12 protein-coding genes and 1 pseudogene are annotated in these 15,027 nt (G+C 60.3%); 5 read left to right on the top strand and 8 right to left on the bottom strand.

Features of this window, described 5'->3' with window-relative positions:
* Positions 1–50 precede the first annotated feature (50 nt).
* Entirely contained in the window at positions 51–677 is a 627-nt protein-coding gene (locus ACZ9BE_RS24475) for a glutathione S-transferase family protein (RefSeq protein ID WP_076564722.1), read from the top strand.
* A 7-nt stretch (positions 678–684) separates the two neighbouring features.
* Here ACZ9BE_RS24475 and ACZ9BE_RS24470 read toward each other — a convergent pair whose 3' ends face one another.
* From ACZ9BE_RS24470 to ACZ9BE_RS24435, 8 genes are read right to left on the bottom strand one after another with little or no spacing between them, the layout of a single operon-like run.
* Positions 685–1,815, bottom strand: coding sequence for a glycosyltransferase family 4 protein (locus ACZ9BE_RS24470; protein WP_476250028.1), 1,131 nt, complete (start codon positions 1,813–1,815; stop codon positions 685–687).
* The gene (locus ACZ9BE_RS24465; protein ID WP_150637253.1) at positions 1,816–2,946 is read right to left on the bottom strand and encodes a glycosyltransferase family 4 protein; all 1,131 of its coding nucleotides are present in this window, start codon (positions 2,944–2,946) and stop codon (positions 1,816–1,818) included.
* Positions 2,930–4,297 carry a glycosyltransferase family 4 protein gene (locus ACZ9BE_RS24460; protein WP_375122916.1) on the bottom strand — a complete coding sequence of 456 codons (1,368 nt, stop codon included), beginning with the start codon at positions 4,295–4,297 and terminating at the stop codon, positions 2,930–2,932. Before ACZ9BE_RS24460 ends, ACZ9BE_RS24465 begins: the two co-directional genes overlap by 17 nt.
* Positions 4,294–5,547: an ABC transporter ATP-binding protein gene (locus tag ACZ9BE_RS24455; RefSeq protein ID WP_056791071.1), complete on the bottom strand. Its 1,254-nt coding sequence runs from the start codon at positions 5,545–5,547 to the stop codon at positions 4,294–4,296. Before ACZ9BE_RS24455 ends, ACZ9BE_RS24460 begins: the two co-directional genes overlap by 4 nt.
* Positions 5,547–6,344, bottom strand: coding sequence for an ABC transporter permease (locus ACZ9BE_RS24450; protein WP_252879150.1), 798 nt, complete (start codon positions 6,342–6,344; stop codon positions 5,547–5,549). The genes ACZ9BE_RS24455 and ACZ9BE_RS24450 overlap by 1 nt, the downstream gene beginning before the upstream one ends.
* A complete protein-coding gene (locus ACZ9BE_RS24445; RefSeq protein ID WP_056791065.1) occupies positions 6,345–7,787 on the bottom strand; it encodes a mannose-1-phosphate guanylyltransferase/mannose-6-phosphate isomerase in 1,443 nt (480 codons plus the stop codon).
* A 3-nt stretch (positions 7,788–7,790) separates the two neighbouring features.
* On the bottom strand, positions 7,791–8,762 hold the full coding sequence (gene gmd, locus ACZ9BE_RS24440) for a GDP-mannose 4,6-dehydratase (RefSeq protein ID WP_056791064.1): 972 nt from the start codon (positions 8,760–8,762) through the stop codon (positions 7,791–7,793).
* The gene (locus ACZ9BE_RS24435) at positions 8,759–9,673 is read right to left on the bottom strand and encodes a GDP-mannose 4,6-dehydratase (RefSeq protein WP_375122913.1); all 915 of its coding nucleotides are present in this window, start codon (positions 9,671–9,673) and stop codon (positions 8,759–8,761) included. Before ACZ9BE_RS24435 ends, gmd begins: the two co-directional genes overlap by 4 nt.
* A 426-nt stretch (positions 9,674–10,099) precedes the next feature.
* On the opposite strand from ACZ9BE_RS24435, the pseudogene ACZ9BE_RS24430 reads away from it, so the two are divergent.
* The 4 genes and pseudogenes from ACZ9BE_RS24430 to ACZ9BE_RS24415 all read left to right on the top strand — a co-directional run bounded on the left by ACZ9BE_RS24430 (position 10,100) and on the right by ACZ9BE_RS24415 (position 14,957).
* A pseudogene (locus ACZ9BE_RS24430) lies at positions 10,100–11,678 on the top strand (glycosyltransferase).
* On the top strand, positions 11,672–12,973 hold the full coding sequence (locus ACZ9BE_RS24425) for a glycosyltransferase (RefSeq protein ID WP_310218616.1): 1,302 nt from the start codon (positions 11,672–11,674) through the stop codon (positions 12,971–12,973). The pseudogene ACZ9BE_RS24430 and the gene ACZ9BE_RS24425 overlap by 7 nt, the downstream one beginning before the upstream one ends.
* The gene (locus ACZ9BE_RS24420; RefSeq protein WP_310218618.1) at positions 12,970–14,124 is read left to right on the top strand and encodes an acyltransferase family protein; all 1,155 of its coding nucleotides are present in this window, start codon (positions 12,970–12,972) and stop codon (positions 14,122–14,124) included. Before ACZ9BE_RS24425 ends, ACZ9BE_RS24420 begins: the two co-directional genes overlap by 4 nt.
* Entirely contained in the window at positions 14,118–14,957 is an 840-nt protein-coding gene (locus ACZ9BE_RS24415; RefSeq protein ID WP_375122910.1) for a class I SAM-dependent methyltransferase, read from the top strand. Before ACZ9BE_RS24420 ends, ACZ9BE_RS24415 begins: the two co-directional genes overlap by 7 nt.
* Positions 14,958–15,027: the final 70 nt, after the last annotated feature.

The raw sequence follows: 15,027 nt of genomic DNA, 5'->3' as shown, positions 1-15,027 counted from the left end.
CATCGGCGCGCTCATTCCCGTAGCGACGTCACTTTCCAGCGGAGTCGACCATGCAAGCGATCAAACTCTACAACTTTCCCCGTTCCGGTCACGCCCACCGCGTCGAGTTGATGCTGTCGCTGCTGCAACTGCCGACCGAGCTGATCTTCGTCGATCTGGCCAAGGGTGAGCACAAGCAGCCGCAGTACCTGGCGATCAACAGCTTCGGCCAAGTGCCGGCGATTGATGACAACGGCGTGGTGCTGGCCGATTCCAACGCGATTCTGGTTTATCTGGCGCAGAAATATGGCAACGGACGCTGGCTGCCGGCCGACCCGGTGGGCGCAGCGCATGTGCAGCGCTGGCTGTCGGCAGCGGCGGGACCGATTGCATTTGGCCCGGCGGCGGCACGCCTGATCACGGTGTTTGGTGCGCAACTGAATGCCGAGGAAGTCATTGGCCGTGCGCACAACCTGCTCAAGGTCATGGAGCTGGAGTTGGGTAAAACTGCGTATCTGGCGGGCGAAGAGCCGACCATCGCTGACGTGTCTGCCTACAGCTACATTGCGCATGCCCCGGAGGGCAATGTCTCGCTGGACGACTACGCCAACGTTCGCGCCTGGCTGGCACGGATCGAAGCATTGCCGGGTTTTGTCGCTATGCCGCGCACGGTGGCCGGGTTGCAGAAAACCGCGTGACCTCCACTCAAGCGTAGGACAGAGCCTTTTCAGCCAGCAGTTCCTGATACAGCTCTGTCCACTTGCGACCCATCTCATCGGCGGTGAACAGCTGCCGATAGCGCGCTTCCGCTTTGACCCCCATCTCGGCAGCACGCTCAGGGTTGTCCCATAGCGTACGCATGGCTTCCCGAAAGGCCTGTGGATTGCTCGGCGGCACCACCAGTCCGGTTTCGTTGTGGATATTGATGAAACTGGTGCCGGTGCCGATTTCGCTGGAGATCATCGGTTTGCCGTACATCGCGCCTTCGAGCAACGAAATCCCGAAAGCCTCGGAGCGCAGGTGCGAAGGAAAGACAATCGCATAGCTCAATTGCAGCAACGCCACTTTGTCCTCGTCACTCAGACGGCCGAGGAAATGAATATTGCGCAGGCCCAGCGCGGCGGCCTGTGCATGCAGTTCCTGCTCCAGCGGACCGGCACCGACAATCACCACGGGATAATCGATGTCTTTGAGCGCGTCGAGCAGGATGTGCAGGCCCTTGTAATAACGCATTACCCCGACGAACAGAAAAAACTTATCCCCAAGCTGTTGGCGCCAGCGGTTCATGCGTTCGATATCGGGCTGTGGATAACCTGCTTTATTCAGGCCGTAGGGGATAACGCGGGTCTTGTCCTGAAACTGCTGCAGCACATCGCTGGTGTGCAGATAGTTCGGCGATGCAGCAACGATGCGGTCGGCGCTGGCGAGGAAGCGATTCATCAGTGGCCGATAGAGCTTGAGCAGATGCTTCTGGCGAATGATGTCCGAGTGATAAGTAACTACGCTCGGCTTGTTCACAGCGCTGGCGAAATGCACCAGGTCCATGAATGGCCACGGGAAGTGATAGTTGATCACGTCGGCTTCGGCGGCCAGCTCACGGAACTGCTTGAACACACTCCAGGAAAAGCCAGTGGAGGCGAACTGGACATCCAGCTTCGCCCGATGTACTTCGTGCTGACCCAGTTGCACCACGGGCGGTGTCGGATTGGTGCTGAGGGTCAGCACTTGCCCATCGATGCCATGCTGAGCGCCGCTTTCGCACAACTGAAAGATGACTTGTTCGATGCCGCCGACCGAATCGGGCAGGTACGTCTTGAAGAAATGAAGAACGCGCATTCAACCTCCCATGGCCTGGCGGTAGGCACCAGCCGTAGCCTGTGCACAACGTTGCCAGGAAAAAAGTGCCGCCTGCTGCAATCCCGCTTCGCGGCAGGCCTGCCAATGCAGCGAGTCGTCGATCAACCGGCCCATTGCATCACGCAGACCCTCGGCATCGTCCGCTTCAATATAGTTGCCAGCCGCGCCAGCCACTTCCGGCATCGCCGAAGAACGGGTGGTCACCACCGGCGTGCCACTGGCCATGGCTTCCAGCACCGGCAAGCCAAAGCCCTCATACAACGACGGAAATATCAGCGCCCGGGCGCCGGCCAGCAGTTGCGCCAATTGCTCATCGGGCAGATAGCCGAGCAGGCACACGTGGCCGCTGGCCAGTGCCTGGCGCAGTGGCTCGCTGAACTGCTCGCGCTGCCATCCGGCCATGCCTGCAATCAACAAGGGAAAGCGCTGGCGCACGGCGTCTGGCAGCAGGGCGTGGGCCTGCAACGCCAGGCTCAGGTTCTTGCGCGGCTCCAGGGTGCCGACACAGAGGAAATATTCCCGTGCCTGGACGGCGTGAGCCTTGAGCACACTGTCGATTTCCTCAAGTGGCCGGGGACGGAAGCGCTCGGACACACCCAACGGCGCCACAACGAATTGCTGTGCAGGGAGATTAAAGTAGGCCTGCGCCTCGTCAGCGATCGCCTGCGAATCGGTCAGAATGACCCGCGCCTGCTCCACGCCGGCGGCCAGACGACGTTCGATTTCCCTCAAACGTGCAGGTGGCTGGGTTTCTGGAAAATGCAGGTGCGTCAGATCATGCAGGGTGATCACGGTCGGGCCGTCGAAGGCCAGCGGCCACAGGCTTGGCTCGTGATAAAGATCAATCTTTTGTGCACGCACCTGATCGAAACGTTTCTGCTCCAGCCAGCGGCGTGCCTGATAGGCCCCGGGAATTTTTCGCAGCAATGGCGTCATGCGCGAGTAGCCGGGCATGGCCGCGTCCGGCAGGGCCGAACTCCAGCCCCATCCGTGAAACAGGCTTACGTCCACATCGGGTTCGCTGCGCAAGGCGTTGACCAGTTCGGCGACGTAGTGGCCAATGCCGGTGCGCGGCGCTTGCAGGATGCGGGCGTTAAGAGCAATGCGCATGCGGCCTCGCTTGCACGCGCAGGGCCTGCTGAACATGGGCAAGGCTGCGTGTCGCCAACTGCTCACTGGCCTCGCGCCAGCCGATCCAGCGCCAGTCAGCGACGTCGCGGGCGGCGGGAAACTGTCCGCTGCGCTGATAGGTTTCGATCAGATCGGCAAGGCTTTGTGGATCCAGCAGATCGAAATACGCCATGAACTCGCCACCGATTTCGCGGAATACCGCGACGTCGCTGCCCATCGCTGGCAAACCGCGCTGCATGGCTTCTACCAGTGGCAGGCCGAAGCCTTCGACAAACGAAGGAAACACCAACGCGCTGGCCTGCGCATAGGCGTATTCGAGGCTGGTGTCGCTCAGGTCATTGAACATGAACAGGCGCCGATTCAGTTCCGGATGATTGCGGATTCGCTCAAGCAGCGCCTCGCATTTCCAGCCGATACGCCCGGCGATGCACAAGCGTGCGGTCGAACCGGCAGCCCAGGCGAGTTCGAAGGCGTCGAGCAGGTACCCATGGTTCTTGCGCGGCTCGATGGTGCTGACCATCAGAAAAACCGCTTCGGTCGCAGTGAACAGGTCACTCAGGCGCGGTTCGACCGTGGCTTCGCTGTGCTGCAGATCGAGCTCGGACCCCAGATAAAAGTAATCGAACCAGCGCTTTTCAGTCTGCTCGGCACCGACTCTGCGTTGCAATTCACCACGCACCTGATCACGCACTGTGGCGGAAATCGCCATGTAGCCATCGGCCGTGCGGGTGATCCAGTCGAACCACTCATTGAAAACTTCGACCAGCCGCGTGTCGTAAAACTGCGGATGCGTCAGCGGAATAAGGTCGTAGATCACCGCGATCATGCCGACGCCGTCGCGTTTGAGCTGCTCGACATGGGCGAAAAAGTCCGAGTGCCAGGATGAATCCAGCAGCACCAGTTGATCGCCCGGGTGGTGTTGAAGCGGCGAGCAACGTTTAAGCAGCTGCCTGCGATTGATCCGTCTGACGAGCCGAATCGGCAGGCCGAGCACGGCAAACTGGGTCAACCGATAGCTGGCGTAAAGGAGCCGCCGCGCCAGTTTCGAAGTGCATAGCGCATCGCGGCGCTGATGCCACTGCCAGAAACGATGGGCGAGGCGCTCCAGGCGTTCACCGAAGGTTTCGAGGCTGTTCCAGAACGGTGTATCGAGTGGCGCCAGTTGCAGCACGCGGTAGAGCTGGCGATTGATCACCACCACCGGCATGCACTCGACGCCGTCAGCGCTGGCGGGCAGCTGCTTGATGACGTTGCGCACCACGCGCTGGATCCCCGAATTGATCTTGGGGTGTTTGAATACGTGAGTGCATTCAACCAAGAGGCGGGTCATGGCGCACGCTCGACAGGCCGGGCCTCGGTGTCGCGGCTGATGGTGGTTTTAGCGTCCAGCCAGGTACAGCCGACGAAGTCTTCCCGACGGCTGTTGATCACCTGGAACACCATCCCGTAGTCACGCCACTCGAAATTGCGATCCAGATGTGAGTCCAGACGCGACAGGCTCAGCGACACCGAATAGTTGCCTTTGCCCAGGCCCATGATGAAGGCGAAGCGATAGGTGAAGCGTTCACCGGCGCGCAGATCGGTCAATGCCTTGTTCAGCCGGTGGGTGTTGATGCCGTACATCATCTGGCCGAGGCGATCCTTGAGAATGAAGCCCAGCACCAGCCGTTCGATGTCCTTGCGCACTTCGACCTGCACTTCGAGCACCACCGGTTGGCCGACTTCGACAGCCTCAATGCTGCGCTGGTTTTCATCGAGCAGGCGTACGCTCAGAATCGCCGCCTCGCCGGTGCCGGAGACCGTTTGCACCTCGCCGCCGGCGAGCGTTTCCTGGCGTACTACCTGACCCTCACGTTCGGCCATCAGCGCATTGTAATAATCGAGAACCGGCTCCGGTTTGCCGCGCATGGCCACGCGCCCATCCTTGAGCAGGATCGCCGAGTCGCAAATCGACTGAATCGCGAAGCGATCATGGGACACGATCAATAACGTCGTGCCGGATTTGCGAAAGCTGCGGATGCGTTCGAAGCTCTTGTGCTGGAAATAGGCATCACCCACCGACAGCGCTTCGTCGACGATCAGGATGTCCGGGCGCCGGGCGGTGGCGACACTGAACGCCAGGCGCATCTGCATGCCACTGGAATAAGTGCGGACCGGGTGGTCGATCGCATCGCCAATTTCAGCGAAGTGCTCGATATCGGGCATCAGGGCCTGGATTTCTTCAAGCTGCATGCCCAGTAACTGACCCGCCATGATTGCGTTCTGCCGACCGGTAAAGTCCGGATGGAAACCCATGCCCAGCTCGAGCAGCGCTGCGACGCGCCCTTGCAATTCAATCTTGCCTTGGGTGGGTTGAGTGGTGCCGGTGATCATTTTCAGCAAGGTGCTTTTGCCTGCTCCGTTGGCGCCGACGATACCCACCGCTTCACCCGGAGCAATCTCGAATTCGACATCTTGCAGTACCCAGTGCTGTTGATGCCGAAGCGGCGAAAACGGAATCAGCCACTCGGCCAGCCGTGCCCAGCGGTTTGGGTATTGCTTATAGGCCTTGCCCAGGCCGGTGACGCGAATATGTCCCATCAGAGTTCATCCACCATTTCGCCGACGCGCTGGCGAAACAGCCGCAGACCGATCAGACAGAACACCACGCCAGTAATGAAAACCGGCAGCAGCGAACTCCATACCGGCCACTGACCGTAGAGAAACAGGTTCTGATAACTGCTGAACAGGTTGGTCAGCGGGTTGAGTTGCAGCAGGCGCTGCACCCATTCCGGCAGAATCGTGATCGGGTAGACGATCGGTGTCAGCCAGAACCAGAACTGCAGGCAGATGCCGAACAACTGGCCGACATCGCGAAAGAACACGTTCAACACGCCAAGGACCATACCCAGCCCGGCGCAGAACATCATTTGCAGAGCAATCAGCGGAATCAGCGCCAGCAGAGCCATCCCTGGCCAGCGCCCGGTGATCAGCAGAAATCCGAGAAACAGGCTGATGATGATGGCGAAATTGATCCCGGCGTTGATTAGCACGATCACCGGCAGGCAGATCCTCGGGAAACTGATTTTCTTCAGCAGATTGGCGTTTTCCAGAAACATGTTCTGACTGCGCAGGGTTATTTCGGAAAACAGTCCCCAGGCCAGCAGACCAGCGCACAGGTAGACGCTGTAGGCCATGCTGTCGTCCACACCCGGTAAACGTGCGCGCATGATCTGGGAAAAGATCACCGTGTAGACAATGATCATCGACAGCGGATTGAAGATTGGCCACAGCGCGCCGAACAGCGAGTTGCGATAACGCGCTTGAAACTCGCGCTGCACGCTGCCGAGGATGAACCCACGGTAGTTGTGCAGCGAGCGGTACAGGGAAAGCAGCATTCAGACCGTCCTGCCGTATTGATCTTCGAAGCGAACGATATCGTCCTCGCCCAGATATTCGCCGCTTTGCACTTCAATGATGACCAGATCGATCACTCCGGGGTTCTCCAGGCGATGCTTGTGGCCGGCGGCGATGAACGTTGATTCATTCTTGGCGACCAGGGTCGTGCCGGAACCGTTGTTGGTGACCTTGGCCATGCCTTCGACCACTACCCAGTGTTCGTTGCGATGATGGTGCATCTGCAACGACAACTTGCCACCGGGTTTGACCACGATGCGCTTGATCTTGAAACGCGGGCCTTCCTCCAGAACGGTGTAGGTGCCCCACGGACGGCTGACCGTACGATGCAGGCGATAGGCTTCGTGGGACTTGTCCTTGAGTTGCTTCGCCACGCGGCGTACATCCTGCGCACGGTCGGCATGGGCCACCAGCACCGCGTCGGCGGTGTCGACAATGATCAGGTTATCCACACCGACGGTCGCCACCAGCCGGCCTTCGCTCTGCACGAAGTTGTTGTGGCTGTCGATGAAGATCGCTTCGCCGCTGGCGCGGTTGTTATCAGCATCGGCGGGAATCAGCGCGGCGACGGCGTTCCACGAACCGATGTCGCTCCAATCGAAACCGGCGGGCACTACCACGACTTTTTCCGAGCGCTCCATCAATGCGTAATCGATGGAGATGTCAGTGATCTCGGCAAACAGGGTCGACGACAACTCCTGTTGCAGGCAGCCGACCGTTTCGACCGGTGCGCTGACGGCCATGCAGGCGCGGGTCTGTTCCAGCAACTCGGGTGCGTGCAGTTGCAGTTCGGCAATGAGCGTCGCGGTGGTGAAGCAGAACATCCCCGAATTCCACAGGAAGTTGCCGCTCTCCAGGTAATGCGTGGCGGTCTGCAGGTCGGGTTTCTCGACGAAGCGCTGCACCTTGGCCGCGCCTCTGGCGTCCAGCGGCGCACCGGTTTCGATATAGCCGAAGCCGGTTTCCGGCGCGGTAGGGACCACGCCGAAGGTCACCAGATAACCGTCCTTCGCCAGATTCACTGCGTGCTCGACCGCACACTTCAAGGCGTCCTGATTGACGATCAAATGATCCGCCGGCATCACCACCATGATTGCGTCGTCACCATGCAGCGCCTGCAATGACAGCGCTGCCGCTGCGATCGCCGGTGCGGTATTGCGCCCGCTCGGCTCCAGCAGAAAGTGCCCGCGATGGCGCGACACCTGCGCCGCGCAATAGTGATCCTTGCTCTGGAAGTAATACTCGCGGTTGGTCACCGTGACGATGTCGCCCCAGCCGTCCAGCAACGCCGCCGCTCGCTGGTAGGTCTTGCCCAGCAGCGACTGGCCGTCGGGCAGGGTCATGAACGGCTTGGGGTGGCCCTCACGGGACACCGGCCACAAACGGGTGCCGGCACCGCCGGACAGAATCACCGGAATCAGCATGGCCTACTCCTTGGCGACGCGTTTCATGTCCGCATCCATCATCATGCGGATCAAGGTATCCAGGTCGGTTTTCGGTTTCCAGCCCAGCACACGCTGGGCCTTGGCCGGGTTGCCGAGCAGCACTTCGACTTCGGCCGGGCGGAAGAACGCCGGGTCGATCTTCACGTAATCGCGGTAGTTAAGGCCAACGTGATCGAAGGCAATGCGGCACATCTCGCGCACGGTGGTGGTGACGCCCGTGGCGACCACAAAATCGTCAGGTTTGTCCTGTTGCAGCATCAACCACATGGCTTCGACGTAATCGCCGGCAAAACCCCAATCGCGCTTGGCGTCAATGTTGCCCAGCGCCAGGTCCTGCTGTTTGCCCTGCTTGATGCGCGCGGCAGCGTCAGTGACTTTGCGGGTAACGAATTCGATGCCGCGCAGCGGTGATTCATGGTTGAAGAGGATGCCGCTGCTGGCGTGCAGGTTGAAGCTTTCGCGGTAGTTGACGGTGATCCAGTGGCCATAGAGCTTGGCCACGCCGTAAGGGCTGCGTGGATAGAACGGGGTGTTTTCGTCCTGCTGCTCTGCCTGGATCAGGCCGAACATTTCGCTGGTCGAGGCCTGATAGAAGCGCGTGTGCGGGCTGAACTGACGGATCGCTTCGAGCAGGTGTGTCACGCCCAATCCATCGACGATGCCGGTGGTCACCGGTTGATCCCAGGAGGCGGCGACAAAACTCTGTGCGGCGAGGTTGTAGACTTCGTCCGGTGCCGATTTGATTACCGCACGCTGCACCGAGCAGGCATCGGCCATGTCGCCGTCGAGGTAGACAATGTCGGCTTCGACACCCATCTCGCGCAGGCGCCAGCGTGAATCGCTGCTGCGTCGAGCAACGAGGCCGTGAACCTTGTAACCCTTGTCCAGCAGCAGTTTGGCCAGATAGGCGCCATCCTGGCCCGTGATCCCGGTAATCAGTGCACTTTTTGTCATTCTTGTCGTACTCGCATCTCCCAGTCGGACAGGATCGCCCGCAGGGATTGTTGTGTGGTGGTGGCTGGCGCCCATCCTGTGGCTTTGGCCAGTTTTGCGTGGCTGCCGCAGACGCGGCGCTGGTCGGCGCGACGCATGCGCGCCGGATCCGGCACCAGTTCAACGTCGACTTCGGCCAGATCGGCCAATTGCTCGATCAGGCTGCGAATGCTTTGCTCGCGGCCCGAGCAGATGTTGTAGACCTGCCCCGGTGTGCCGTTTTCCAGCAATGCGAAATACGCTGCGATCACGTCGCCGACATCAAGAAAATCCCGTGTCACGTCGATATCGCCGACTTGCAATCGCGGCGCTTGCAGACCCTGTCTGATACGGCAGATCTGCCGGGCTGCGCTGGCGATCACGAAGCTGTCTTTTTGCCCGGTGCCGATGTGGTTGAACGGGCGTGCGACCAGCACTGGCCAGCCTTCACTCAGGCCCCATTGCAAGCTGAGGAACTCCGCTGAAAGTTTGCTTACCGCGTACGGATTGCGTGGCAGCGGTGGTTGTTGCTCGGTGATCGGCAGGTGCTGCTCGCCGACTTGCCCGTAAACGTCGCCGGAGCTGACGTACAAAAACGTCCCGGCAAAGCCGCGAGCCTTGAGCGCCTGCAACAGATTGAGGGTGCCGAAGAGATTGATGTCGAGGGTGCGGGCCGGGTCACGAAAGGCTTCCGGCACGAAGGTCTGTCCGGCCAGATGAATGACTGCATCCGGCATCTCGGGCCAAAGGTCGATGAGGCTGTCGGCGTTCGTAAGGTCGTAGGCCGATGCGGCAGGCAGCAGCGCCCACGACGAGCCCGGCGACGCCAGACGAGACTGAATGTGTTGTCCCACGAAGCCGCTGAGGCCCGTGACGAACAGACGTTTTTTCAAACAGCGACCCCTTGGTCATGACTCGCGCCGCTTTCCCGGATGCTTTTGGGATAAGTCTGAAATACAGCGGGGAATATCCGCGCAAACAGCAGGCGAAGCCGTTGTTGTAGTTGTTTGGTTGCCAATCTGTGCCAATTGCTCGGCAATTTCAACCGGGCAAACCGTGACTGGTCAGTTCTCGTCAGCATAGTCCGATTTATTCTCGCCCGGCGGTTCCCGGACTCGCGATGGATGTGTTTAGAATGGCCTTCGTCGCGAGTTGGCCGATTGTTTTCCGGACGCCGCGACGCGGGGTGAAACTGACCACTAAAACAAGAACAGAGACGTGCCCGATGATGACGGACGAGTGCCGGCCCTGCCGACCCGATCCGACGCGCGGCCGTCATAGCATGAAGTCGCCGGGATGGCGCTTCATCGTGGGATGCCATGAATTTCATTCTCTACTCGGACGTCAACGACAGCTCCATCAGTGCCAGTCTGGGGCGTCCGGAATACAGCTATTACTTTGTCCTCAAAGCCTATCGCCCGGTGCTGGAAAGCCTGGGGCGCGTGCACGTGGCCGGATCTGTCGCCGACGTCGATGTGATTTACCGGCAATTGCTCGCCGCAGGTGAAGACACTGTGTTCCTGTCCTTCACCCCACCGCAGAAGACCCCGGTTGATCTGGAATGCCCGACGATTTGCGTGGTGGCCTGGGAGTTCGATTCGATCCCCGATGAACAGTGGGACGACGATCCGCGTCAGGACTGGACACGCATGCTCGCACGCCACGGCCGGGTCATCACTCTGTCGAGCCACACGGCAACGGCCATCCGCCGCGCCATGGGCGAAGCGTTCCCGGTGCTGGTTTTGCCGACGCCGTTGTGGGACAGCTTCGCAACGATTCGTCAGCAACACCAACCCATGCCGGTCAATCCCAGGACTGCACTGGCGATCAAGGGCTGTATTTTCGATTCGCGCACCCTCGGCCTGTCAGCCGATGCGCTGATCCCAACGCCAATCAGCCCTGAAGAGCAGGCTGCACTGGCCGCAGCAATTGAAGCCGCGCGCCCGCCACCGTTGACGTTCAAACGCCGACTGGTCATTGCTCGACATTATCTGCGCCTGTGGGCACTGGACTTGGGACGCGAACAGGCGGAACCGATGCCGCGGGGTGAAATTTCTGCACAACTGGTACTGGGAGGGCATTCGCGATCTGCTGCCGGACGCTTTGCATGGCTGGCTGCAACAGCGTTGGCCTGAGGTGTGCGGCGCTGCGCCGGTGCCCGTGATCGAACCGGCGCCACTCGATCTGCCGGACACCTCATCGGTGGTCGAAACCACAGTCGAGGGTGTGGTGTACGTCTCGGTATTCAATCCCAAGGATGGCCGCAAGAACTGGCATCGACTGATCAGCGCATTCTGCTGGGCCTTCCGCGAAACGCCCGACGCGACGCTGGTGCTCAAGATCACCCAGAATGATCTGGCGTCCTATTACAGCGAGTTGATGACCCTGCTGGCGCAACTCACGCCGTTCGCCTGTAGGGTCGTGGTGATGCACGGTTACCTCGACGACGCGCAGTACGCCAGGCTCTATCAGGCGGCCAGTTTCTACGTCAACGCGTCACGCTGCGAAGGGCTGTGCCTGCCCTTGATGGAGTTCATGTCCAGCGGTAAACCGGTGATCGCCCCCGATCACACGGCGATGGAAGATTACATCGATGACTCGGTGGCGTTCGTGGTCAGGTCCAGTGAAGAGCTGACGATCTGGCCGCAGGACACGCGGATCATCTACCGCACGCTGCGGCACCGCCCCGACTGGGGCTCGCTGAAAAGCGCCTACGAAAACAGCTATCGAATGGCCAAGGCCCGGCCGCAGGAGTATCAGCGGATGTCTGCCGCCGCCGTCGCGCGCATGCAGCAATACTGCGCCTTCGCGCCGGTGCGCAAACGGCTCGCGGAGTTCTTTGCGCTGACAGCAGGCCCCACCGATGCTGCGCCTGTGACGGATAACGCCTCATGCTGATCATCATTCATTCGGAAACCAACCGGCACACCATTGCGCAGAACCTCGGGCGTTCGGAGTACAGCTATTACTTCGTGCTCAAGGAGTATCGTCCGGTGCTCGAACGCATCGGTCGGGTCGTGGAAGTGGCCGATCCGCAGACAGAAGTCGATGCTCTGTATCTGGAATGTCTGAGCCGTGGCGAGCCCTGCGTGTTTCTGTCGTTCTCGCCGCCGCATCGCACTCCCGTTCACCTGGCCTGTCCGACGCTGCCGGTGTTTGCGTGGGAGTTCAGCACGATCCCCAATGAAGCCTTTGCGGGCGAGCCGCGCAATGACTGGCGTAGCGTCTTGCATGCCTGTGGCGCAGCGATCACCCACTCCAGCTACACGGTCAATGCCGTGCACGAGGCGATGGGTGCCGAGTACCCGATCGTCGCGGTGCCGGCGCCGGTCTGGGACCGCTTTGCTGCCCGTGGCGCGAAAATGCCCGAGCAAGCCCTGGCCACCGCCTACAGCCTGACGATCAAAGGTCTGGTCGCGGACAGCCGCACCCTCAATCTGAATGCATTCGGGCCGGCGCACCTGCGCAGCGGCAACGGCATCGACTTCGCCGCGCCGGCCTCCGAGCAGACGCTGGTGCTTGACGGCGTGGTTTATACCTCGGTGTTCAATCCCGGTGACGGGCGCAAGAACTGGGAAGACATGCTCAGCGCTTTTTGCGTTAGTTTTCGCGATGTCGAAGACGCGACGCTGGTGCTCAAGCTCACTCACCACGACGCCGAAGAAGCGCTCAGCGATATCCTCCATCATTTGTACAAAAACCAGTCTTACCGTTGCCGCATCGTTCTGATCTACGGTTACCTCGCCGATCCGGACTACGAGCAACTGGTGCAGGCCACGCGGTACGTGGTCAACACCTCCTACGGCGAAGGTCAGTGTCTGCCGCTGATGGAATTCATGTCCTGCGGCAAGCCGGCGGTGGCGCCGCGTACCACGGCGATGATCGATTACCTGAGCACGGAAAATGCCTTTCTCATCGAGTCCACCGACGAGCTGACAGCCTGGCCCCACGACCCGCGCAAAGCCTTCCGAACCCTGCGTTACGTGACCAACTGGAGCTCATTGTGCGAGGCCTATCGGGCCAGTTACGACGTCGCGAAAAACCAGCCGCAGCGCTATGCCGAGATGTCGGCGCAGGCGGTCGTAAGTTTGCAGGCGTTCTGCAGCCAGACTGTGGCTGAACAGCGTTTGCGAGGGTTTCTGACGCAGTTGTTCGAGCATCGTGCGGCTGCCTTGGAAGCCCCCCAAGCATGAACGCCAAGCGCATCATGGACGTTGAAGTCCTGCGTGCGGTCGCGGTGCTCGCGGTGTTGTTCCACCATTTGCCGGACAATCTGTTCACTGACCCGGTGCCGTCGCTTGCCCGGATCCACGAATGGGCGCAGACGTGGTGGGGCGTCGACCTGTTTTTTGCGATCTCCGGTTTTGTCATCGCCCGCAGCTTGATCCCGGTGCTGCAAGGCTGCACGACGGGCCAGGAGCGCTGGCAACAGGTGCGCCATTTCTGGCTGCGCCGGGCTTTTCGCCTGTTGCCTTCGGCCTGGTTATGGCTGGCGGTGATCCTGCTGGCCTGTGTGTTTTTCAATCGATCCGGTGCGTTCGGCACGCTATCCGCCAATCTTCAGGCGACCTTGGCCGGGGTACTGCAATACGCCAATTTCCGCTTCGCCGACAGCTTTTTCCAATACGAATACGGCAGCAGTTTCGTCTACTGGAGCCTGGCGCTGGAGGAGCAGTTCTACCTGCTCTTTCCGTTGCTGATCCTGTTGTTTCGCCGACACCTGGTCTGGGCATTGCTGGCGCTGGTGGCGGTGCAGATTCTGACTGTGCGCACGCCTTTGCTGATGGTAGTACGCACCGATGCGCTGGCCCTTGGCGTGCTGTTGGCGATGTGGAGTGCGCAGCCGGGTTTTCAGCGCTGGCAGCCCTCGTTCTTGCGCCGACCATGGCTTGGCATTTCAGCGTTGATGGTCATTGGAGCGCTGTTGAGCTTCATGGCCACCGACCGTTTTACCCTGGCCAATTATCGGATCGGTTCGATCGCCGTGCTCAGTGCGCTGCTGGTCTGGATCGCCTCGTACAACTGTGACTACCTGATGCCTGCCGGACGCTTGCAGCGGTTGCTGGCATGGATCGGCAGCCGCTCCTACGGTATCTACCTCATTCACATTCCGGCGTATCTATTGGTGCGTGAACTGATCTTTCGCTTGCAGAGCAGTGGCCTGCCGAGCCCCGCCGGACATCCCATCATTACGATGCTGATTGCCTTTGGCCTGATCGCGCTCCTCAGCGAACTCAACTACCGCGTGGTCGAAATGCCGATGCGCAATCGCGGTGCTGCACTGGTCAAGCGCCTCGACACCTCCCGAACTGCAGTTACCTCACCCGGAGCCACCTCATGCTGAGCTTTTTGAAGAAACTCTCGGCGACAACGCCTGCGCAAACTTCGGCAGAACCGGTCGCTGCGGTTGCCGATAAAGTCGATCCGTACATGCTCGGCCTTTACGATGCGAAGCTCAGCGGCTGGTACAACCAGGCAACCCACGAGCTGTACACGGGATTCCCTGTGAGTGCCGACGATACGTTGCTTGATGTCGGCTGCGGTGATGGCGGCAACGTGCACTTCTGCGGTATGCGCGGAGCGAAGATCATTCTTGCCGATATCGATGGGGCCAAGGTCGAGGCCACCCGCCAGCGTCTGAGCGACACGCCGGCCCGGGACATCGAATGCCACATTACCGACTGCAACCCGCTACCGATCGCCGACGCAACGGCGACGCGTGTGGTCTCCACCGAGGTGATCGAGCATGTTGATGATCCCGCGCAGTTTCTTGCCGAACTGGTGCGTGTCGGCAAGCCGGGCGCTTTGTATCTGCTGAGCGTGCCGCATCCCAGCTCCGAGGACCTGCAAAAGGACATCGCCGCGCCGGAGTATTTCCAGAAACCCAATCACATACGCATTATCAGCGAAGACCAGTTCAAGGCCATGGTCAGCGACGCCGGGCTGGAGATCATCAGCCACAGTAAATATGGCTTCTACTGGTCGATGTGGATGATGTTGTTCTGGGAAGCCAAGGTCGATCTCAGCAACCCCGATCACCCGATGCTCGAGCACTGGGCCAATACCTGGCAAGCGGTGCTGGATTCCCCGCGCGGCGCGCAGATCAAGCAGGCGCTGGATGCGGTGGTGGCCAAGAGTCAGGTGATTATCGCGCGCAAGCCTGCGGCATCCCTGTAGGCGCTACGGCACGCTGCGATCTTTTGATCTGTAGTCTTGAAGCTAGATCAAAAGATCGCAGCCTCGTTTC

This window comes from Pseudomonas sp. TE9122 (assembly GCF_056278925.1).
Note: the sequence above shows the minus strand (reverse complement) of the source record. Positions and strands in the feature narration are given on the sequence as shown.